16 protein-coding genes are annotated in these 19,024 nt (G+C 63.3%); 8 read left to right on the top strand and 8 right to left on the bottom strand.

Annotation, left to right across the window (positions count from 1 at the left end; genetic code table 11):
- Positions 1–30: 30 nt before the first annotated feature.
- Positions 31–1,932: a DUF3857 domain-containing transglutaminase family protein gene (locus BLW71_RS08580; protein WP_091795095.1), complete on the top strand. Its 1,902-nt coding sequence runs from the start codon at positions 31–33 to the stop codon at positions 1,930–1,932.
- A gap of 75 nt (positions 1,933–2,007) precedes the next feature.
- Here BLW71_RS08580 and BLW71_RS08575 read toward each other — a convergent pair whose 3' ends face one another.
- The 5 genes from BLW71_RS08575 to glgC all read right to left on the bottom strand — a co-directional run bounded on the left by BLW71_RS08575 (position 2,008) and on the right by glgC (position 8,215).
- Positions 2,008–3,159, bottom strand: coding sequence for a branched-chain amino acid ABC transporter substrate-binding protein (locus tag BLW71_RS08575; protein WP_091795092.1), 1,152 nt, complete (start codon positions 3,157–3,159; stop codon positions 2,008–2,010).
- 491 nt (positions 3,160–3,650) lie between these two features.
- Positions 3,651–4,112, bottom strand: a complete 462-nt coding sequence (locus BLW71_RS08570; protein WP_091795089.1) for a hypothetical protein — start codon at positions 4,110–4,112, stop codon at positions 3,651–3,653.
- Between the two features lie 160 nt (positions 4,113–4,272).
- Complete coding sequence (gene pdxY / locus BLW71_RS08565) at positions 4,273–5,139, bottom strand: pyridoxal kinase PdxY (RefSeq protein WP_091795086.1); 867 nt, start codon at positions 5,137–5,139, stop codon at positions 4,273–4,275.
- A 294-nt stretch (positions 5,140–5,433) separates the two neighbouring features.
- Positions 5,434–6,894: a glycogen synthase GlgA gene (gene glgA / locus BLW71_RS08560; RefSeq protein ID WP_091795083.1), complete on the bottom strand. Its 1,461-nt coding sequence runs from the start codon at positions 6,892–6,894 to the stop codon at positions 5,434–5,436.
- A 55-nt stretch (positions 6,895–6,949) separates the two neighbouring features.
- Positions 6,950–8,215, bottom strand: coding sequence for a glucose-1-phosphate adenylyltransferase (glgC, locus tag BLW71_RS08555; RefSeq protein WP_091795080.1), 1,266 nt, complete (start codon positions 8,213–8,215; stop codon positions 6,950–6,952).
- Positions 8,216–8,723: 508 nt separating this feature from the next.
- Here glgC and BLW71_RS08550 point away from each other — a divergent pair.
- On the top strand, positions 8,724–9,914 hold the full coding sequence (locus tag BLW71_RS08550; protein WP_091795077.1) for an alpha/beta fold hydrolase: 1,191 nt from the start codon (positions 8,724–8,726) through the stop codon (positions 9,912–9,914).
- Between the two features lie 92 nt (positions 9,915–10,006).
- Here BLW71_RS08550 and BLW71_RS08545 read toward each other — a convergent pair whose 3' ends face one another.
- Positions 10,007–10,726: an SDR family NAD(P)-dependent oxidoreductase gene (locus tag BLW71_RS08545; protein WP_091795075.1), complete on the bottom strand. Its 720-nt coding sequence runs from the start codon at positions 10,724–10,726 to the stop codon at positions 10,007–10,009.
- A gap of 130 nt (positions 10,727–10,856) precedes the next feature.
- Between BLW71_RS08545 and BLW71_RS08540 the strand changes: the two genes are divergently transcribed.
- On the top strand, positions 10,857–11,819 hold the full coding sequence (locus BLW71_RS08540) for a LysR family transcriptional regulator (RefSeq protein ID WP_091795072.1): 963 nt from the start codon (positions 10,857–10,859) through the stop codon (positions 11,817–11,819).
- Positions 11,820–11,953: 134 nt separating this feature from the next.
- Here the strand turns inward: BLW71_RS08540 and BLW71_RS08535 are convergent, their stop codons facing one another.
- Positions 11,954–12,820, bottom strand: coding sequence for a LysR family transcriptional regulator (locus BLW71_RS08535; RefSeq protein WP_091795069.1), 867 nt, complete (start codon positions 12,818–12,820; stop codon positions 11,954–11,956).
- 118 nt (positions 12,821–12,938) lie between these two features.
- Here BLW71_RS08535 and BLW71_RS08530 point away from each other — a divergent pair, with 118 nt between their 5' ends.
- The 3 genes from BLW71_RS08530 (at position 12,939) to BLW71_RS42915 (ending at position 15,494) form a co-directional block, all read left to right on the top strand.
- The gene (locus BLW71_RS08530; protein ID WP_091795067.1) at positions 12,939–13,550 is read left to right on the top strand and encodes an NIPSNAP family protein; all 612 of its coding nucleotides are present in this window, start codon (positions 12,939–12,941) and stop codon (positions 13,548–13,550) included.
- Between the two features lie 226 nt (positions 13,551–13,776).
- Positions 13,777–14,001: a hypothetical protein gene (locus BLW71_RS08525; protein ID WP_091800615.1), complete on the top strand. Its 225-nt coding sequence runs from the start codon at positions 13,777–13,779 to the stop codon at positions 13,999–14,001.
- A gap of 1,004 nt (positions 14,002–15,005) precedes the next feature.
- On the top strand, positions 15,006–15,494 hold the full coding sequence (locus tag BLW71_RS42915) for an SRPBCC family protein (RefSeq protein WP_091800612.1): 489 nt from the start codon (positions 15,006–15,008) through the stop codon (positions 15,492–15,494).
- A gap of 260 nt (positions 15,495–15,754) precedes the next feature.
- On the opposite strand, the gene BLW71_RS08515 is transcribed toward BLW71_RS42915, so the two are convergent.
- Positions 15,755–16,750, bottom strand: coding sequence for an LLM class flavin-dependent oxidoreductase (locus BLW71_RS08515; protein WP_091795064.1), 996 nt, complete (start codon positions 16,748–16,750; stop codon positions 15,755–15,757).
- Positions 16,751–17,057: 307 nt separating this feature from the next.
- On the opposite strand from BLW71_RS08515, the gene BLW71_RS08510 reads away from it, so the two are divergent.
- Both BLW71_RS08510 and BLW71_RS08505 read left to right on the top strand, forming a co-directional pair.
- The gene (locus BLW71_RS08510) at positions 17,058–18,137 is read left to right on the top strand and encodes an LLM class flavin-dependent oxidoreductase (RefSeq protein ID WP_091795061.1); all 1,080 of its coding nucleotides are present in this window, start codon (positions 17,058–17,060) and stop codon (positions 18,135–18,137) included.
- An 11-nt stretch (positions 18,138–18,148) separates the two neighbouring features.
- Positions 18,149–18,982, top strand: coding sequence for a class II aldolase/adducin family protein (locus BLW71_RS08505; RefSeq protein WP_091795058.1), 834 nt, complete (start codon positions 18,149–18,151; stop codon positions 18,980–18,982).
- The last annotated feature ends 42 nt before the right edge of the window (positions 18,983–19,024 follow it).

Raw genomic sequence — 19,024 nt, 5'->3', positions numbered from 1 at the left:
GCGAGGAGGTGGCGTAGCAACGTCGCCAGCATGGCGTACTTTCTCAGGCTGGCCTTCGGGTTGGCGCTGGGTGTGTGTCCGCTGTCCATCGCGTTCGCCGACGATAGCGCGTCCACCGCATCCGGCGACGATCGCGCACCCTCCACGATCGAGCGCGACGTTCATCTCTTCACGATCCAGAAAGACGGCTCCGTCGAGGAGCACGACGACACGGTCTTGCGCGCCAACACGACGAGCGGCGTCGACGATATCGCGCAACGCTACGTGTGGTTCAACAAGGACATCGAGCAGGTGCAGTTGCTGGCCGCCGAGACCATCGACGCGGGCGGCGTCGCGCATCCGGTCGGTCCCGAGGCGATCCGCGACGTGCAGGAGCCACGCTCCGCCGGCGCGCCGAGTTTCGAGGACGGCGTGTTGCGCACGGTGATCTTCCCGGGCGTGGAACCTGGCTCGCGCGTGCATCTGGCGTTTCGTAAGACCCGCACGAAGCCGTTGCAGGTGGGCACCTTCGCGTACCTGGTAGAGCCGACTCGCGACCCCATCGAACTGCAACGCCTGATTTTCGACCTGCCCGCCGACGTGCCGCTTTATGCCGACGCGCGCGGCTACGTTGCCGTGCCGCCGGTCACGGAAAATGGCCGTACGCGCTACGAGTTCGACTATCAACACGGGCCGTATGCGCCGCTCGAAGCGGGCGCGGTGGGCTACGCGAACTGGGGCGACCGGTTGATGGTATCGACGGTGCCGGACTTCGCGAATTTTGCCGCGCGATATCGCGGGCCCGCGGTCGACGCGACGATGACCGACCCGGCGATTGTCCGCCTCGCGCAAGCGTTGAGCGCCGGCACTGCCGACCCACGCGTGAAGGCGCAGTTACTGTACGACTGGATGCGCCTGAATATCCGCTACGTGGCCTTGTTTCTCGGCGAGACGGCGGCGATCCCGCACAAGGCGATCGATATCCTGCGCAATCGCTATGGCGATTGCAAGGATCACGTCGCGCTCTATGGCGCGTTGCTGGCCGCGCTCGGCATCCGCAGCGAAGCGGTGCTCCTCAATCTCGGGCCGTACTACAGTTTGCCGGACGTGCCCGGCTACGGCGCAAGCGCGATCAATCACGCGATTATCTGGATTCCTGAGTTGTCGTTGTTCGCGGATACGACAGCCGGCGGCACGGCGTTCGGTTATCTGCCGCCGAGCGTGATGGACAGGCCGGTGTTGCTGGTGGGCGAGGGCGTCCTGTCTCGAACGCCGGCCACTCAATTGCGCGAACGCAATGCGCGCGTGCAGATCGACGTCGATGAAAGCGGGGCGGCGCACTACGCTTACCGCGTGGAAGACACGGGTTTCACGGCAGAGATCGAACGCAACACGTTTCGTCGCGCGACGCGGCAACGCACGCAGCAGATCGCCGCGAACCGTTTATTGCAGACGGGTTTGCACGGCACCGCGCAATTGCGCACAGCGGATCTCACTACAACGACGGGACCGTTTGCGACATCGATGCAAGGGAAAGTGGAGCACTTCGTCTGGACCGAGGGCACGACGGCAATACCGGCGTTGACGAGTTTCGCGGGCGGCATGGGTTCACAGGTGCAGGCGTGGCTTGCGGAGCCTGCGAGGACTCAGCCGTGGGCGTGCATTGGCGGAGAGTTCGACGAGACGCTGGAAATGACGCTGCCGCGCTTCGTGCGAGTGACGGATTTGCCGGCGGACACAGCGGTGCAAGACCGGTTTCTGACGTTTTCATCCAGCTACGTTTTCGATCCCGCGTCGCGCCTCTTGCAGGTCAGGCGGCACCTGCGCGCCGCCTTTGGACATCAGATGTGTTCTGCCAATGAATTCGCCGAGATGCACGACGACCTGGTGAAAATCGAGCGGGACCTCGATGCCGGCCTGGTGGTCAAGGTCGCCGATTCGAAGAACCGGTAGCGATGGCGCCGGCACGGGGGCAAAAAGCGGACGCAAAAAGCGGGACACCGCCCCGGAACCCGTGCCGGACCTATATTAGCTTCCGCTCTTCGTTACGATCGGCACCCAGGCCCCACTCTTGACCTGGTACAGCGTCGACGCGCCGCTCTTCAGCGCGCCAGTGCCATCGAAGGAAATCTTGCCGGTCACGCCTTCGAAATCGATCGCCTTCAGCACGGGCCGGTAGTCGTTCGGCGAGCTGGATTTGGCCTGCTGCATGGCCTTGATCGCGGCCCATGCGCCGTCATAGCCGAACGGTGCGTAGGACAGGATATCCACGCCGAAACGCTTCTTGAACTTCGCCGAGAAATCCTTGCCGCCTGGCAGTTGCGCGAGGGGGCGTCCGTATTCCCAGGCCATCACGCCTTCAGCCGAATCGCCGGCGAGCTTGATGAAGTCCTGATCCATCACGCCGCCGCCGCCCACCAACTGCGCGGTCATGTTCAACTGCTTCATGCGCTTCGCAAAGCCGGCGGCCTGCGTGTCCAGTCCGCCGAAGAAAATCAGATCGGCGTTGGTCGATTTGAGCTTGGTGATCTGCGTGCTGAAATCGACCGCTTTATTGTCGGTGTACTCACGCGCGACGATGCTGCCGCCGTGCGCTTTCACTGCTTTCTCGAACTCGTCGGCCTCGCCCTGGCCGAACGCGGTCCGGTCGTCGATGATCGCGATGCGTTTGGCCTTGGTCACTTCCACGGCATACACGCCCGCGTTGCCTGCGTTTTGCGCGTCGGTGGAAATCACCATGAAGGTGTTCGCGAAGCCGCGTCCCGTGATGACCGGATTCGTGGCAGCCGGGTCGATCACCGGAATGCCGGACTGCTCGTAGATCTGCGAGGCCGGAATTGTCGTGCCGGAGTTGAAGTGGCCCACCACGACGGAAACGCCCGAGTCGACCAGCTTCTGGGCGGCCTGCACGCCGATGCGCGGGTCGGCCTGGTCATCTTGAGAGACGATCTGGAATTGCGCGACCTTGTCGCCGATCTTGATCTTCTGCGCGTTGGCTTCCTCGATCGCGAGCCGGACGCCGTTCTCCAGGTCCTTGCCGTAGCCGGCGTTGGCGCCCGTCAGCGGCGCGGCAAAACCGATCTTCACCGGCAGATCATCGGCGAACGTGGCCGGCGGCGCGACGGCGAAGATAGCGCCAACTAACAGGGCGAGCGGTTTCAGCGTGTTGCGAAGACTCATGGTCTCTCCTTCCATCGACAGTTTCAGGTTGTGAAAGCGGCAAGGCAATAACGCTGGATCGACGCGCGAGCGTGGACGTCTCACGGCGCGCATCGAGAGACTACGGATGATCCGGCGCCATAAACAATAGTGGAATACGCCCAGAGGACGCCCCCTTCGAGGCGCCTGAAGGAAGTCCCTTAGGGGGCTTCCCGAACCCATTCCTTTTGCCGGCGCACAGTCGCGTTCATCCGTCCGTCAATCTGGCCCGAATATAGAAAGCCAATTTACCGTCGTCTTGGCAGTTCAAGGCGTTTTGAATGAGCATTTCGGCACAGCGGGCACAGCGCATTCGCTGATAGCGTGTGGATGCCGTCGCGAGGGTGCGGATTGCGGCACATGCTTAAGAGACCGGCGCGAATGCGCCGGCCGGGTGTCCGCGGCGCAGCGGCGGGAATGAACCCGCAGGCATGCACCGCAGAGAGTGTGTCTTGCGAACTAAAGCCGGACGCTCAATGCTCGCCCTGCTGGCGCAACAACTCTTCACGCAGACGCAGAAGCGGCGCCTTGGTGTCGTCGTCGGCCCAGGTGTCGAGATCGTCGATGGCGCGCTGGCAGCCGTCGAGCACGAGATCGAGGTCCACCGGCACGCCGTTGTTCAACGCGAATTCGATGGTCTCGGCGAACTGCTGGCATTCGTCTTCGCCGTAGGAGATGTCGAGATTGTCGGCGATCACTTCGGCGATGTTGCTACGCGCCTTGTCGTCCGCCGTGACCATATCGACGATGCCGCGCGCCACGGCCGGCGAATAGTAGAGCGCAATGTCGAGCCATTGCGCGGGATCGAAGTCGGCCTGGTCGAACTGATTCTCGAAGAACTCGATCGCTTCCTGTTCGTGTGCTTCGTCAGCGTCGACGCTGATGCACAACTGCTCAAAATATTCTTCCCGCTCACTGCGGATATAACCGTCCATCGATGCCTCGTCTGCTGAATGCCGGATGCCTGAAAATGCGGCGCGGGCGGGCAGGTGCCTCGTCCACGCGGCACGCATTATAGGACGGGTGGCCGAGGCCGAGCCCAACGAGCCGCGTCGTGTTCCGCGCACGACACGTCAAACGGGTGACTCACGCTACTTACGCCGTCTCCGCCACCCACGCATCGAACCACTCGCGCGGCTGCGCGATTTCATTCTGCGCGGCCACCAGTTCGAGTTCGTAACGCCCGGCCTGCCAGGTCGCCTTCACCACCGCATTCACGGCGGCGAGCGTGTGCTCGAAGGCGGCGCGGATCGAATCGCCGAGCAGCGTACGCGCGACGAACACCGCGCTCGTCAGATCGCCCACGCCCACCGGCTGCCGTGCGAACGGATAGAGCGGGCGCTGTCCCATCCACGCTTCGCGTTCAGTGACGACCAGCATGTTGAAGCGGTCGGCGAGGCTGTTGCGATCGAGCAGGTGTTTGACCAGGATCAGCTTCGGCCCGCGAGCGATGATCTCGCGGCATGCGGTGACGGCTTCTTCCAGCGTCTCGATCTCGCGGCCCACCAGACGTTGCAGTTCGGTGTGGTTCGGCGCCATCGCGTCGGCGAACTCGGGCATGGTGCGCACGAGAAACTCCTGGATGCCCGGCTCGACCTTGCAGCCGCTCGCGGCACCCATCACCGGATCGCAGAAGTACCACGCGCGAGGATTGGCGGCCTTCACGGACTTGACGATTTCCAGCACCGACTGGGCCTGCTCGGGCGTGCCCAGATAGCCGGACAGCACGGCGTCGCAACGCGGCAGCATGCCGATCGCGCCGATGCCGTCGACCAGATCCTCCATTTCCGAGGCGTCGATCGCGCCACCGGTCCAATGTCCGTATTGCGTGTGGTTGGAAAACTGTACTGTGTTGAGCGGCCAGACATTGACGCCGAGCCGACGCATCGGAAACACGGCCGCGCTGTTGCCGGCGTGTCCGAAGACGACATGTGACTGGATGCTCAGAACGTTTTTCGTCATGGTATGGCCCGCGCGAACGGATAGGCGCGATCAAAGAAAACGGGAAGGTTGCGCCGCGGTGGCGATCCGTCGGGTGCGGGACGCCTCATGCGGCAGGACTGCTTCAGATGATGCGGGAAATCGGCATACTGTGCATCGTCAGGCAACAATACATGAGTTTGCCGCGCGCGAGTTGATCCGTCCCCGTGTTGTTGCGTCGAACCATCAAACGCGCGGGCGGCGAGGGCGGCCGTGAGCCAAACTCAAGCGAACCTCAAGCCAACCTCAAGCCAACCTCAAGCCAACCTCAAGCCCTCACACGAGCTCACGATACAGCGCCAGATAGCGCTCCGCCGAGGCGCCCCAGCCGAAGTCCTGGCGCATTGCGCGCCGCTGCGTGGCTTTCCATTCGGTGCGGCGTCCATACAGGGCGAACGCGCGGCGGATCGCGGCGCCGATCCCCTTCAGCTCGAAGCGTTCGAACACGAAGCCGGTGGCGAGGTCGTCGGCGAGATTTTCGAGGGAGGCGTCCACCACCGTGTCCGCCAGGCCGCCTACGCAATGCACGAGCGGCAGCGAGCCATAAGCCAGCGCATACAGCTGGGTCAGTCCGCAAGGCTCGAAGCGCGACGGCACCGCGATCACATCGCTGCCCGCGACGATGGTGTGCGCGAGCGTCTCGTCGAATCCCAGTTCCACCGCCACCGATTCCGTATGCGCCTGCGCGGCCCGCTTCAAGCCGTTTTCCAACGCCGGGTCGCCGGTGCCGAAGACGACCAGTTGCCCGCCGTGCCGGATAATTTCAGGCACTGCCTCGAGCAGCAGATCGAGGCCTTTCTGTTCGGTCAGGCGGCTCACCACGCCGAACAGCAATGCGTCGCTTTTCTGCGCAAGGCCGAAGCGCTTTTGCAGCGCCTCCTTGCACGTCAGTTTGCCGGCGAGGCGCGTGGCGCTGTAGTGGTTTTCGAGCAGCGCGTCGCTGGCGGGATTCCAGACTGAGTAGTCGACGCCGTTCAGAATGCCGCTCAGATCGTGCGAGCGATGGCGCAGCAGCGCGTCCAGTCCGCCGCCCTGGGCGAGCGTCTGGATTTCGCGCGCGTAGGTCGGGCTGACCGTGGTGATGCGGTCGCTGTAGTAGAGGCCTGCCTTGAGAAACGATAGTTGCCCGTAAAACTCCACGCCGTGCATGCTGAAGTAATCGGCCGGCAGCCCTAATTGACCGAACTGATGAGCGGGAAACACGCCTTGATAGGCGAGGTTGTGCACCGTGAAGACGCTGCGCGCGAAAGATCGGCCGTGCTGGCGCTCCGCCGCTTTCAGATAGGCGGGTGCGAGCCCCGCATGCCAGTCGTGCGCGTGGACGATCTGCGGTGACCACGTGGGGTCCAACTGCTGGGCGAGCTGCGCGGCGACCCAGCCGAGCAGCGCGAAACGCTGGGCGTTGTCGCCGTAGGGCACGTGCTCGTCATTGAGATAGGGATTGCCGGGCCGGTCGTACAGCGTGTCCGCGCGGATCACGTACACGACCAGGCCGTTCGACGCCAGCGTGCCCCGCTCGAGCGTGACGCCCGGTGCGTCGAACCGGCGGCCCAGTTGCGCGACCGGCGCGAGATCGGCCAAACCGGCGAGCACTGCCGGGAAGCCGGGCAACAGCACCCGCACGTCCGCGCCGCGCTCGATCAGCGCGGGCGGCAACGCGCCCGCGACGTCGGCGAGACCGCCCGTTTTGAGGAGGGGATACAGCTCGCTTGCGACGTGCAGGGCGTGAATCGTCATAGGCTCCGTCTCTATCCTGTGTGAATACGGGTTGAGTCTGACACCAGCACCGGCCTTACTTCACCGTCTGCCGTAACGCTTCCGGCGTGACCAGCACGACGCCGTCGTCGGTTCGGTAAAAGCGCTCGGCGTCGCTTACCGGATCTTCGCCGATCACCGTGCCGTCCGGTATGGCGCAGCCGCGGTCTATCACCACTTTCTGCAACCGGCAACTCGCGCCGACGGTGACCTGCGGCAACAAGACTGCCTCATTGATGTTACAGAATGAACTCACTTTCACATTCGACGAGAGCACCGAGCGCGAAATCTGCGAGCCCGAGATCACACAGCCGCCGCACACGATCAAATTGTTGCCCGAGCCTTGCAGCCCCTTCAGGTCGCGCACGAACTTGGCGGGCGGCAACTGCTCCTGGTAAGTCCAGATCGGCCAGGTGCGATCGTAGAGATCGAGTGTCGGGATGGTGGAGGCGAGGTCGAGATTGGCGGCCCAGTAGGCGTCGATCGTGCCGACGTCGCGCCAGTACGGTTCCACGTTCGGGTCCGACGACACGCACGACATGCTGAACGGATGCGCGATCGCCGTGCCTTGCGTGACCACGCGCGGCAGGATGTCCTTGCCGAAGTCGTGATCGGTGTCGATGGAGGAAATGTTCTCTTCGAGCAGCGAATACAGGTAATCGGCGCTGAACACGTAGATGCCCATACTGGCGAGCGCCGTGTCCGGGCGGCCCGGAATGGCCGGCGGGTCGGCGGGCTTTTCCACGAAGCCGGTCACCCGGCGGTTTTCGTCGACGTGCATGACGCCGAACGCCACGGCGTCCATGCGCGGCACCTCGATGCAGCCGACCGTGCAATCCGCGCCGCTCTCCGCGTGGTCGGCGATCATGCGCGTGTAATCCATCTTGTAGATGTGGTCGCCCGCCAGCACCACCACGTATTTCGGCCGGATCGAACGGATGATGTCGAGGTTCTGGAACACCGCGTCCGCGGTGCCGCGATACCAGTGCGCGCCTTCCACCCGTTGTTGCGCGGGCCACAGGTCGATGAACTCGCCGAATTCGCCGCGCAGAAAGCTCCAGCCGCGCTGCAGATGGCGCAACAGCGAGTGTGCCTTGTACTGCGTGACGACCGCGATGCGCCGAATGCCGGAGTTCAGGCAGTTGGAGAGGGCGAAGTCGATGATCCGGTACTTGCCGCCGAAGTGCACGGCCGGCTTGACGCGTTTGTTGGTAAGCGGGCCGAGCCGCGTGCCCCGTCCGCCCGCGAGGACGATGGCGAGGGTGGTGCGCTGCAGATCGTTCAGCCGTGCCGGAGTATCCATGTCTGTCTCCTTTGTCGACCGGGCCTGGCGCTTTGCAGGGGACCCGGGTAGCGCGCTTGCGCGCGAACGCTGGTCGACAGCTAAAGCACCTGCTCCGGTCCCATGCAAGATGGTTGCTGGTTAGTATGCCCCGGATGCTTGGGTCGCTTGCTCCCCCGACGATTCGTGCTGCCAGGCGGCTCCGTCTTCGCGGGCCCGTCTGCTAGTTCTAGCACTGATTTGCCGTGGGCGAATAGTCTGAATTGTGCCGACGCCGCTCACGCGCCCACCTTGCGCACGATCGCCCCTTGCATCCCGGCGATCCGTGCGCCACGACACATAGAGCGCAAGGTGAGCCGCCGCAATATGCGTGCCACGCCCGCCCGTGGCGCCATGAGCTCGCGCTGGCGGCGGCAGGGTCGGGCGGGGCGTCGTAGAATCGTCCGCTCCCGGCTGCGGGTTCGGGCGCTGGCCTGGCCGTGCGCCTGCCTCGCAGGCTTCCGTTGCTTTTCCTTTGTAAAAACCCTCGATGAGTTTTCGCCGCCTTTCCTTGCTCGCCGCAGTGGGCGTTTGCACGCTAGCTTGCGCCTGCGGGTCCGCCGTTTTCGCTGCTTCTGACGCCACGCCGGCGAACGCCGCCACCGCGCAGACCACGGACAGTCAGGCCAGTGCGGCCGCTGTGGTCGCCGCTAACGCCACTAACGCCACTAACGCCACTAACGCCCCTAACGCCCCTAACGCCACTAATGCCGGCAGCACCGGCGGCGATGCCGGGCCGGCTTACGGCCCCGAGTTGCAGGGCTTCGACTACCCGGCGCCCGTCGGCCAGTACGACTTCACCTCGCAAGGTTTGGCGCTGCACATGGCCTACATGGACATCAAACCGGCGCATGCGAATGGCCGCACAGCGGTGTTGCTGCACGGCAAGAATTTCTGCGCAGCGACGTGGGAGGCGACCATTCATCAACTGAGCGACGCGGGTTATCGGGTGATCGCGCCGGACCAGATCGGCTTTTGCAAATCGAGCAAGCCCGAGCACTATCAATACAGCTTTCAACAGCTCGCGCGGAACACGCACGCGCTGCTGCAATCCCTCGGCGTGACCGACGCGACCGTCATCGGGCACTCCACGGGCGGCATGCTGGCGATCCGCTACGCGCTGATGTATCCGCACGAGACGCAGCAACTGGTACTGGTCAATCCGATCGGTCTGGAGGACTGGAAGGCGAAGGGCGTGCCCTCGCTCTCCGTGGACCAATGGTATGAGCGCGAACTGAAGACGACCGCCGACGGCATTCGTCGCTACGAGCAGGCCACCTATTACGCGGGGCAATGGCGCGCGGATTACGAGCCGTGGGTGCAGATGCTGGCGGGCATGTACCGCGGTCCTGGCAAACAGATCGTGGCGTGGAATTCCGCGCTGCTGTACGACATGATTTGCACGCAGCCGGTGGTGTACGAGTTGGGACAATTGAGCATGCCGACGCTGTTGCTGATTGGCCAGAAGGACACCACCGCGATCGGCAAGGACGCGGCGCCACCCGAGGTGCGGGCGAAGATCGGCCATTATCCTGAGCTGGGTAAGGCGGCAGCGAAGGCGATTCCGCACGCGACGCTAGTCGAATTCGCGGAGTTGGGGCACGCGCCGCAGATGCAGGACCCGAAGGCGTTTCACAGGGCCTTGCTGGCGGGTCTGGCGGCGGTGCCGACGAATCGGTAGGCATCCGTACGGCTTTCCGTGCCGTCACGGTGCTCCTAAGTCGCGGCGGTCCGCTCGATCAGGGTTTGGCTGAGTATACCGGCGTATCTCCGTCACCACCGGACGGTCCGGCCGCGATAATCGAGATATTCCAGGCCGGGACGGCCCTGCTTGGCCAGCAGTACATTGACGACCCCGGGCACGCTTTCCTCGATCGACAGTCTTCCCTCCGGCCCACCCAGGTCGGTGCGCACCCAGCCCGGTGCCATTAGCAGCATGGCGCGGGGCGTTTGAGCCTGGCGCGCAGCAAAGCAGCGCATGAATTGATTCAGTGCCGCCTTGCTGCCGCGATAGACCTCTCGCTGACCGGACTCGTTGTCCGCGATGCTGCCTTGCCCGGACGACATGACCCCGATCAGTCCGGTGGGCGGGACAAGATCGGCAAGGCGCTCCACCACCCGCATCGGGCTGAGTGCATTGGCAACCATGAGGTTGACGAAATCCCCGGTCGATACCTCGCCGATGGTTTCGGTTGGATCCGGATTGGTCGTGCCGGCGTTGACGAACAGAATGTCGAACGTCCGGTCGGACAAGCGCGAGTGCAGGGCGTCGATCTCATCCGGCCGGGTGATGTCCAGCGTCTCGATCTCGACCCTGTCCGGATGCGCATCGGCCAGGGCGTGCAGCAGGGTCCGGCCGCTGCCGGCGCGGACGGTGCCCATGACGTTCCATTCCTTCTTCAGAAACTCGGCCGCCATCGCATGGCCAAGGCCGCGCGAGGCGCCGATGAGCAGAATCGTGGGACTGTGAGCCGGGTTGCGTGCTTGGGGCATGAGCTTTCCTTCTTCGTCGGGTGATGCAGTGAATTCTGGGGGATCGCTCCACCTTTGCACCAGACGCTCCGCCTACAATCCACGATTGCGTCAAACGCCATACCTGACCAGCTTCGGCTATGCTGGAGGGATGTCACGCGTCGACCTCAACCTCCTGACCGCGCTGGATGCGCTGCTGACCGAGCGCAGCATTACGGGCGCGGCGCGGCGACTGAACCTGAGCGTCTCCGCCATGAGTCGCACGCTCACGCGTCTGCGTGCGGCCACGGGCGACCGCCTGCTGCTGCAGGCCGGCCGCACGCTGGTGCTCACACCTTACGCGGAGCAGTTGAGCCAGCGTCTTCCCGGCCTGACCCGCGAAGCGCAGGGTTTACTGAGCCCCGCCGACCATACATTCGAAGTCGCCACCCTGGAGCAAAGCTTTACGCTGCGAGCGGGGGAAGGCTTCATCGATCTGCTCGGCGCACCCTTGATGAAGAGGATCCACCGCACAGCGCCTGGCGTGCGGCTTTGCTTCACGCCCAAGCCTGACTGGGACGCGCAGCCACTACGCGAAGGCACGGTTGATCTCGAGATCGGCACTGTCAGGACCACGGCCCCCGAGATCCGTACACGCCTTCTGTTCCGCGACCGATACGTGGGCGTGTGCCGACTCGGCCATCCCAACATGAGCGGCACCGGCATCAGTGCGGAGCACTGGACTACGTGCGGCCATGTGGCGACCTCGCGTATCAAAGATGGAGTCAGCCCGGTGGACGCGGCCTTGGAGGCACCGGGCCTGCGCCGGAAGGTGGTGATGGTGGTGCCGTCCTACACCAGTGCCATGCAACTAGCCCGCCACTCGGACCTGCTCGCCGTCATTCCGCATTCCTGCCTCGGCAACCCGTTCACGCCTGATCATGCCGCCGCAAACGGGCTTCAGGGTTTCGAGCTGCCTGTGCTCACACCCGCTTTCAACGTCTCGGCGATCTGGCATCCGCGTCTCGACCGGGATCCGGCCCATCGGTGGCTTCGCGCCGAGGTGCTCGAATTGTGCCTGGCGGCGTATCCGCGAGAGCCGAACGCGGCGGACTCGTTGCAATCCATTCGCTAGTTCTGTTGCACGCTTCGAGGCTGTGCGTCATTCGCTCGTTGTGATTGGCGACGCGATAGCTCCGTATGACGTTCTCCCGTCAATGCGCGTGGGAGACAACGTTCTGTTTTGCGACTCCAGAACCTCAACCTCATTCACGCCGACTTCAGCAGTGGTTCGCGGTCGATGCAATCCACGAGGAACGCCATGACAGCCTTGATAGCTCGCGCGCGTCGCAGGTCGGGGTAGGTTACCAGCCACAGTGTTGCTTCCGGAGGCCCGGTCTCGACGTCGAGCCTGACGAGTTCAGCGTCACGTTCGCCGAGCACCGTTGGCAAAACCGCGACGCCAACACCGTTGCGTGCGGCCATCTGCTGGGCGATCACATCGCTTGTTTCGAAAACGATCGGCCTGCCATCCACGAATCGTCGCAGCCATGTTTGATGCTTCACGTGATTCAGCGACGCATCGTAAGCGATGAATGACCACTGCGCGGCGGGCCGGCTCGCATAGGCACGGCTCGCATACAAGCCAAAGCGAATCGTGCCGATCCGGCGCGTCAAAAGGCTCGGCTCTTCTGGCTTCACCATGCGAATCGCTATATCCGCGATGCCCCGGTCGAGTGCTGCGATGTCTGGCGTGTTCGCCATGACAATCTTTAAAGACGGATGCGCCTCGTGAAATGTCTGCATGTACTGCGCGACGCAAAAGTTGCCGACTGTGGGCGGAACGCTTATCCGCACCACGCCAGACAATGCCGACTTCGCCCGTAGCGCAAACGACTCGATGGCCTGTGCGCTTTCGGAGATCGTGGCGGCAAGCTCGGCCACGACCACTCCATCTTCGGTCAAACGAATGCTTCGGGGTAGCCGATGAACGAGTTTCAATCCAAGCGTCGCTTCCAGGGACGCAATGCGACGCCCGACCGTTGCGTGTTCAACCGACAGCTCAGTCGCTGCCTTGGAGAGCGACCCGGCGCGCGCGAGCTCATGAAAGTAGCGCAGATCTTGCCAGTCGAACATGGTGAATTTTTTCCCAGAGGCTGTGAACGAACAGGGAATACCGCTGCGGCAGCGGATGAGTCTAATCTAGTTCGCAGACAGGTACCCCGCGAAGATTCGGATCACTCTGGAGAATGACGTGCTGTATGAACTGACTACCCTTTCGTCTCACATCCTCAAAGTGCCTCAGGTCATTGCGAACGCGCAGACATACCTCCATCAGCGTGTAGCGCTCGGCCGTTGGCTTGGCACCTGGACCTCGGAAAACGGAACGCTCGGAAGCGTGCGCATGCTGCGAAGATTCGAAGACGCGGAGGAACTCGCACGTGAGAGAAGGCGCGCGCTGCATCACGACGACCCTTTCGGGGCAGCCACGAGCGAGTGCGCAATCGAGATGGAAAGCTACGCCGCCTTTCCTTTTCTTCCCCCGGTAGAGCCGGGGGCCTTCGGCAAATACTATGAGTTTCGGACTTACTGGTTGCGGCCGGGTGGACTCGTGCCGACGATGAAAGCATGGGAATCCGCAATGCCCGAACGTTCGAAGCGCTCGCGCTTAACGGTCAACATGTACGCGCTCGATGGCGCGCCACGCATCACTCATATCTGGCCTTGGGAGAGTCTGGACGAGCGCATTGCGATTCGCGCCAAGTCGTACGCCGATGGTATCTGGCCACCGAAAGGTGGCCCGGAGCAATTTTCCGAAGCGACCTCGACGATCTGGATACCTGCAAACAATTCTCCGCTTCGATGAGTTTGACTATACGAGGAGCGCTTGGGACGATGTTTGGACAGGGCAGCGGCGCCGCGCAACCGGACTTCGCCGGCAGGCAGCCCTTGAATCACCAAGGGTTTGTACCTATTCCGGCAACTGTCAATTGTTCTGCAAGAGCTTAATCACAAGCCGCCTCCGGCCTAGACTGAAAGCACTGAAACGCAAACGGGTGTTTGCGGAAAATCAAGTCTTGGAGGTAAGGATCATGAAACTTGTTCAATCACTGGTTGTGGCCGCCGCTCTCGCTATTCCGGCTGTATCGTCTTTCGCTCAATCGAATGAGGCGGCTCCGGCGGTCAATTCTCTGTCGGGAACCCATCAACATCTGCATTCGCTCCGTAACGATGTTTCTCGCTTGGGGCACAAAATCCAAGGCTCAATTCGTCCGGATGCAAACCATGGGATGAAGCCGATTTACTTCGGTTCGTAAATCACCGGTGTCGAATGCTGCAGGCCACTGTTGTCGTTCTTGCTTTAGGCCGTGAGCATTCTGTAGTTGCAATGGATCGAAGCGCGCAGGTCAATCTGCGCGTTTTTTGCTTTTTCGAGAACCCTCCTACTGTGCCTGCATTTAGCCGCGAGCGATGTCTGCTTCGGGGTCGACTTCTATCGACCGCCTCGGGCAGTGACCGGTCATCGACGGCCGTTGGGCCGCGTCTTCATACGGACGTTCGAATGGCGCCTTCGCTGGGTTAACGAACCTTTGCACGTCGAAGTTGTCCGGCGCGTCGTAGAACGGCCAGCGGGCCGATCATCAGGGGGCGCGCGATCCGGGGCGCACCTTCGATCGCCCACCCTCAGCCGGCCAGCGACTCAAGATCAGCGCTACATATCTAACGGCCTTGAAGTTGAATTACCTCCCGAACCTGGTTTTGGTCAGCTTCACGCCGCCGTGACGGAAGCCTTCGATCTCACCACCGCGTGGAAACGGGAGTGAGTACCCTTATTCTGTACAGCGAAGGTTGATGCACGCTGACGCTCACATTACATTGATGTTACGTGCGCTTCGCCTTCAGGAATGACAGGGCGGCCCAGGAAGCAATCGTTCAGGTTTCGAGGGGCGAAGCGCTGCAACGGGGCGACATGGGCCGGTTGCAAAAGGCCGCGCTCGGGCAGAGACGACCGGTCACTGACGCTCGTACAGGCGGCGCAATGACCGGATACTGGCGGAAGATTCAGCGTTTTTGGAGGGCTGTGTCGCCCGTGCGTGTCACTGTGCTGACGCTGCTTGCAATGGTCGCGTTTGCAGCGAATTCGTTGCTATGCCGGCTGGCCCTCAAGGGCACCGGTATCGATGCAGCGAGTTTTACGTCGATCCGTATCGCGTCGGGCGCCCTCGCGCTCTCGATGATAGTGCGGCTCCGGGGCGGCAGGCTGGGCGGCGCCGGAAGTCAGAGCGCGGTGGACGAGAAGAATACTAAGAACGGAGGCAGTTTGCGGACGGTCGAATACCGCTTTTCCACCATCTGGCGCATCGACGCGCCAGTGGAGGAGGTTTGGGCGGCAATCCAGGATTCTGCGCGCTGGCCTGAGTGGTGGAGTAGCGTCGAGCGCGTGGAACAGCTTCAGGCAGGCTCCGATCAGGGCGTGGGCCTTGTACAACGCTATACATGGAAAGGCCGCTTGCCGTATCGCCTCGTGTTCGATATGCGGGTGACGCGCGTCGACCCATTAGTCGCGCTGGAGGGAAAAGCCAGTGGCGACGTCGACGGCGCCGGCAGGTGGAGCTTTTCGACCGACGGACGCAACCATACGAAGGTCCGCTATGACTGGTGTGTGCGCACGAACCGCGCGTGGATGAATGCATTGGCACCGTTGTTGCGGCCCGCTTTTCAATGGAACCACGACGCCGTGATGCGCGAAGGCGGCGCAGCGCTAGCGCGGAGGCTGGACGCACGGCTACTTGGTATCGAACATGGATGAAGCCAGCGCGGCGCAGACTGAATGCGCTGCGCCGTTTCGCCTTTACCTCGATGGCGTCTCCTGGCATCGATGCAAATGATGTGCTTCAGACGGTCGGGCGGAACGGAATCTGAAGCTGGGCGCCGCCAGATGACGATCGACCCATCGGTCGCTGTTCGGCCAGCAGCAGCCCCTCGCCGTTGCCATTGCCGTTATGCGGGCATTCACACGAGCGTTTCACATCTGACACCCGATGCTCACGCTGCATCCGTGCGACGCCTTTACGTCCCGGCCGCCAACTCCTCACGCACTTGCGCGCCGATCTCGAACGAACGCAGCCGCGCCTTGTGATCGTAGATCTGCGCGGTGAGCATCAACTCGTCCGCACCGGTTTGATCGATGATCGACTTCAACGCTTCGCGCACCGTATCGCGATCGCCCAGTGCCGTGCAGGCGAGCGAGTGCGCCACGTTATTCAATTCCATCTCCGAGGCCTCGAGCCGCTCGACCGGCGGCTGCAACTGGCCCGGCGTGCCGCGCCGCAGATTGATGAACTGCTGCTGCAGCGAGGTGAAAAGACGCTGCGCTTCTTCGTTGGTATCCGCGGCGAACAGATTGACGCCGACCATCGCATACGGTTTCTCCAGCGCCGCCGACGGACGGAATTGCGCGCGATACACCTGCAGCGCGGTCAGCATGTAATCCGGCGCGAAATGCGACGCGAACGCGAACGGCAAGCCGAGCGCCGCGGCGAGTTGAGCGCTGAAGAGCGACGAGCCGAGCAGCCACAGCGGCACGTTCAGCCCCGCGCCCGGCACCGCACGAATGCGCTGGCCCGGCACGGGGTCGGCGAAATAACGCTGCAATTCGACCACATCGTCAGGGAACGAGTCCGCGCTGTTTTGCAGATCGCGGCGTAGCGCGCGAGCGGTGCTCTGATCGGTGCCGGGCGCGCGGCCGAGGCCCAGATCGATCCGGCCGGGGTACAGCGAGGCAAGCGTGCCGAACTGTTCCGCGATGACGAGCGGCGCATGGTTCGGCAGCATGATGCCGCCCGAGCCGACGCGAATTTTTTTGGTGCCGCCCGCCACGTAGCCGATCACCACCGAGGTCGCCGCACTGGCAATGCCTGTCATGTTGTGATGTTCCGCCAGCCAGAAGCGCTGGTAGTTCCAGGTTTCCGCATGCTGGGCGAGGTCGAGCGTATTCCTGAACGCGTCCGCCGGCGTGGCGCCCGCGGTAACCGGCGAGAGGTCGAGGACCGAGAAGGGGATCATTGTCTGTTCACTTGTTGTTTCCGGCGCTTTCGCGCGATTGGGCATTCTCGCAAAGGTTCCGCTTTTCTGCTGACGGTGCCGCGATGTCCACATTCACGAAAGGGGGTTTGCTCGCGCGCGGCGCCGGGCAGGCGAGATGCGTCGATCGAAGCCCGCACCGTTACATGCAAATCCGATATAGATATGGCCGATCAATATTTAACATGCGCATGCCGCGCTGCTACCTTAAACGCCTCGAAGCGAACCATGCATCCGGCCAGCCGCGTCACCGTTCCGCCGGGCAGCAACCATTCAGGGAGACACGCACGTGTCCATCGAATTCATCGGCATGATCCAGACCCGCAAGGTGTCCGAAACGCACGCGGCGCAAGGACCGGTCGTCGACATCGACTATGTCGAACAGTTTGCGCGCGCGCATGAGGCCGCCGGCTTCGACCGCATTCTCGTACCGCATCATTCCACGAGTCCCGATGCGCTGTTGACGGTCGCGCATGCGGCGAGCGTGACCAGCAAGGTGCACTTCATGCTCGCGCATCGGCCGGGTTTTGTCGCGCCGACGCTCGCCGCGCGTCAACTGGCGACGCTCGACCACTATTCGGGCGGCCGGCTCGCGGTTCACATCATCTCGGGTGGTGACGACGCCGAGCAGCGCCGCGACGGCGACTTCCTGTCGCACGACGAACGCTACGCCCGCACCGACGAGTACCTGCATATCCTGCGGCGCATCTGGACCGAGGCCAAACCCTTCGATCACAACGGCCAGTACTACCGCTTCGAGCAGGGCTTCTCCGAAGTGAAGCCTGTGCAGCAGCCGCATATTCCAGTGTATTTCGGCGGCGCGTCGGCGCCCGCGCTCGAAATCGCCGGCCGTCACGCGGATGTCTATGCGCTGTGGGGTGAGTCCAAGGCGCAGGTGCGCGAGCAGGTCGCGCGAGTGCGCGCGGAAGCCGCGAAGCACGGCCGCACGGTGCGATTCTCGGTGTCGTTCCGGCCCATTCTCGCGGCCACCGAAGCGGCGGCCTGGGAGCGCGCGGAACACATCCTCGAAGAAACAAGGCGGCTGCGCGCGGCACAAGGGATCGGCCGGGGCGGTCCGGCGCAAAGCGAAGGCGCGCGGCGGCTGCTTGCGGCATCGGGCGACTCGGATCGCGTGGACGAGCGCTTGTGGACCGGCGTCGCGAAGGAAATCGGCGGGCGCTCGAATTCGACGGCTCTCGTCGGCACGCCGGAACAAGTGGCCGATACGCTCGCCGAGTATTACGCGCTCGGTGTGTCGACGTTCCTCGTGCGCGGCTTCGATCCGTTGGAAGACGCTATCGACTACGGCCGTGAACTGATTCCCGCCACGCGTGAACGGATTGCGCGCGACGAGCGCGTGGCGGCGTGAACGGAGGCGCGATGACCGACCTTTCTCCCACCGTTGCCACCAAGACCGCCGACGAGCCGCCGGCAATCCAGCGTCACGCGCCGCAGCGCAAATTCTGGTTCGACGAGGTTGCGCCGCGCGAGAGCCTCGCAGCGGAACGCCGCCACCGGCAGGAGCGGCTCGCCGTCGCGTTCCGGCTGTTTGCGCGCTACGGTTTCGATCAGGGGCTCGCCGGCCACATTACCGCGCGCGATCCGGAGTGGCCCGATCACTTCTGGGTGAATCCGTTTGGCAAGCATTTCAGCCGCATTCGTGTGTCGGATCTGCTGCTCGTAAACGCCGAGGGCGAGATCGTGGTCGGCGAGGGCCCGGTGAATCAGGCCGCGTTCGCGATTCACGCGGCGATTCACGAAGCGCGCCCCGACGTGGTCTCGGCGGCCCATACGCATTCGCTGTATGGCAAGGCGTGGTCGTCGCTCGGCCGCACGCTCGATCCGCTGACGCAGGACTCGTGCGCGTTCTATCAGGACCACGCGTTGTTCGACGATTTTCGCGGCGTCGTGCTCGATACCGATGAGGGCGCGCGCATTGCCGCCGCGCTCGGCGAGCGCAAAGCGGTGATCCTGAAGAATCACGGCATTCTCACGGCCGGTCCGAGCGTGGAAGTCGCGGCGTGGTGGTATATCGCGCTCGACAACGCGTGCCACGCGCAACTGCTCGCTGAAGCCGCGGGCACGCCGCAAGCGATTCCACACGACATCGCCACGCTCACGCATGAGCAGGTCGGCCGCGCGGGCGGCGCGCTGTTCGCGTTCCAGAGCCTGCTGGAAGGACTGGTCGAGCACGAACCCGAGGTGCTTACCTGAACCTTTCGCGATGCGCGCTCGCAGCATGTCTGCGGCACTGGC

The sequence above is a fragment of the Burkholderia sp. WP9 genome (assembly GCF_900104795.1).
In the GTDB taxonomy this organism is placed as follows: Bacteria; Pseudomonadota; Gammaproteobacteria; order Burkholderiales; family Burkholderiaceae; genus Paraburkholderia.
The sequence above is the reverse complement of the archived record's forward strand: the minus strand, read 5'-3'. Positions and strand labels throughout refer to the sequence as shown.

Bases quoted from the DNA above. Each gene is read 5' to 3' on its own strand.
- BLW71_RS08550 (WP_091795077.1), top strand. From the start codon at position 8,724: ATGAGTTTTCGCCGCCTTTCCTTGCTCGCCGCAGTGGGCGTTTGCACG.
- BLW71_RS08580 (WP_091795095.1), top strand. From the start codon at position 31: ATGGCGTACTTTCTCAGGCTGGCCTTCGGGTTGGCGCTGGGTGTGTGT.
- BLW71_RS08540 (WP_091795072.1), top strand. From the start codon at position 10,857: ATGTCACGCGTCGACCTCAACCTCCTGACCGCGCTGGATGCGCTGCTG.
- BLW71_RS08505 (WP_091795058.1), top strand. From the start codon at position 18,149: ATGACCGACCTTTCTCCCACCGTTGCCACCAAGACCGCCGACGAGCCG.
- BLW71_RS08515 (WP_091795064.1), bottom strand. From the start codon at position 16,750: ATGATCCCCTTCTCGGTCCTCGACCTCTCGCCGGTTACCGCGGGCGCC.
- glgA (WP_091795083.1), bottom strand. From the start codon at position 6,894: ATGACGATTCACGCCCTGCACGTCGCAAGCGAGCTGTATCCCCTCCTC.
- BLW71_RS08535 (WP_091795069.1), bottom strand. From the start codon at position 12,820: ATGTTCGACTGGCAAGATCTGCGCTACTTTCATGAGCTCGCGCGCGCC.
- BLW71_RS08575 (WP_091795092.1), bottom strand. From the start codon at position 3,159: ATGAGTCTTCGCAACACGCTGAAACCGCTCGCCCTGTTAGTTGGCGCT.
- BLW71_RS08545 (WP_091795075.1), bottom strand. From the start codon at position 10,726: ATGCCCCAAGCACGCAACCCGGCTCACAGTCCCACGATTCTGCTCATC.
- BLW71_RS08525 (WP_091800615.1), top strand. From the start codon at position 13,777: ATGAAACTTGTTCAATCACTGGTTGTGGCCGCCGCTCTCGCTATTCCG.
- glgC (WP_091795080.1), bottom strand. From the start codon at position 8,215: ATGGATACTCCGGCACGGCTGAACGATCTGCAGCGCACCACCCTCGCC.
- BLW71_RS08570 (WP_091795089.1), bottom strand. From the start codon at position 4,112: ATGGACGGTTATATCCGCAGTGAGCGGGAAGAATATTTTGAGCAGTTG.
- pdxY (WP_091795086.1), bottom strand. From the start codon at position 5,139: ATGACGAAAAACGTTCTGAGCATCCAGTCACATGTCGTCTTCGGACAC.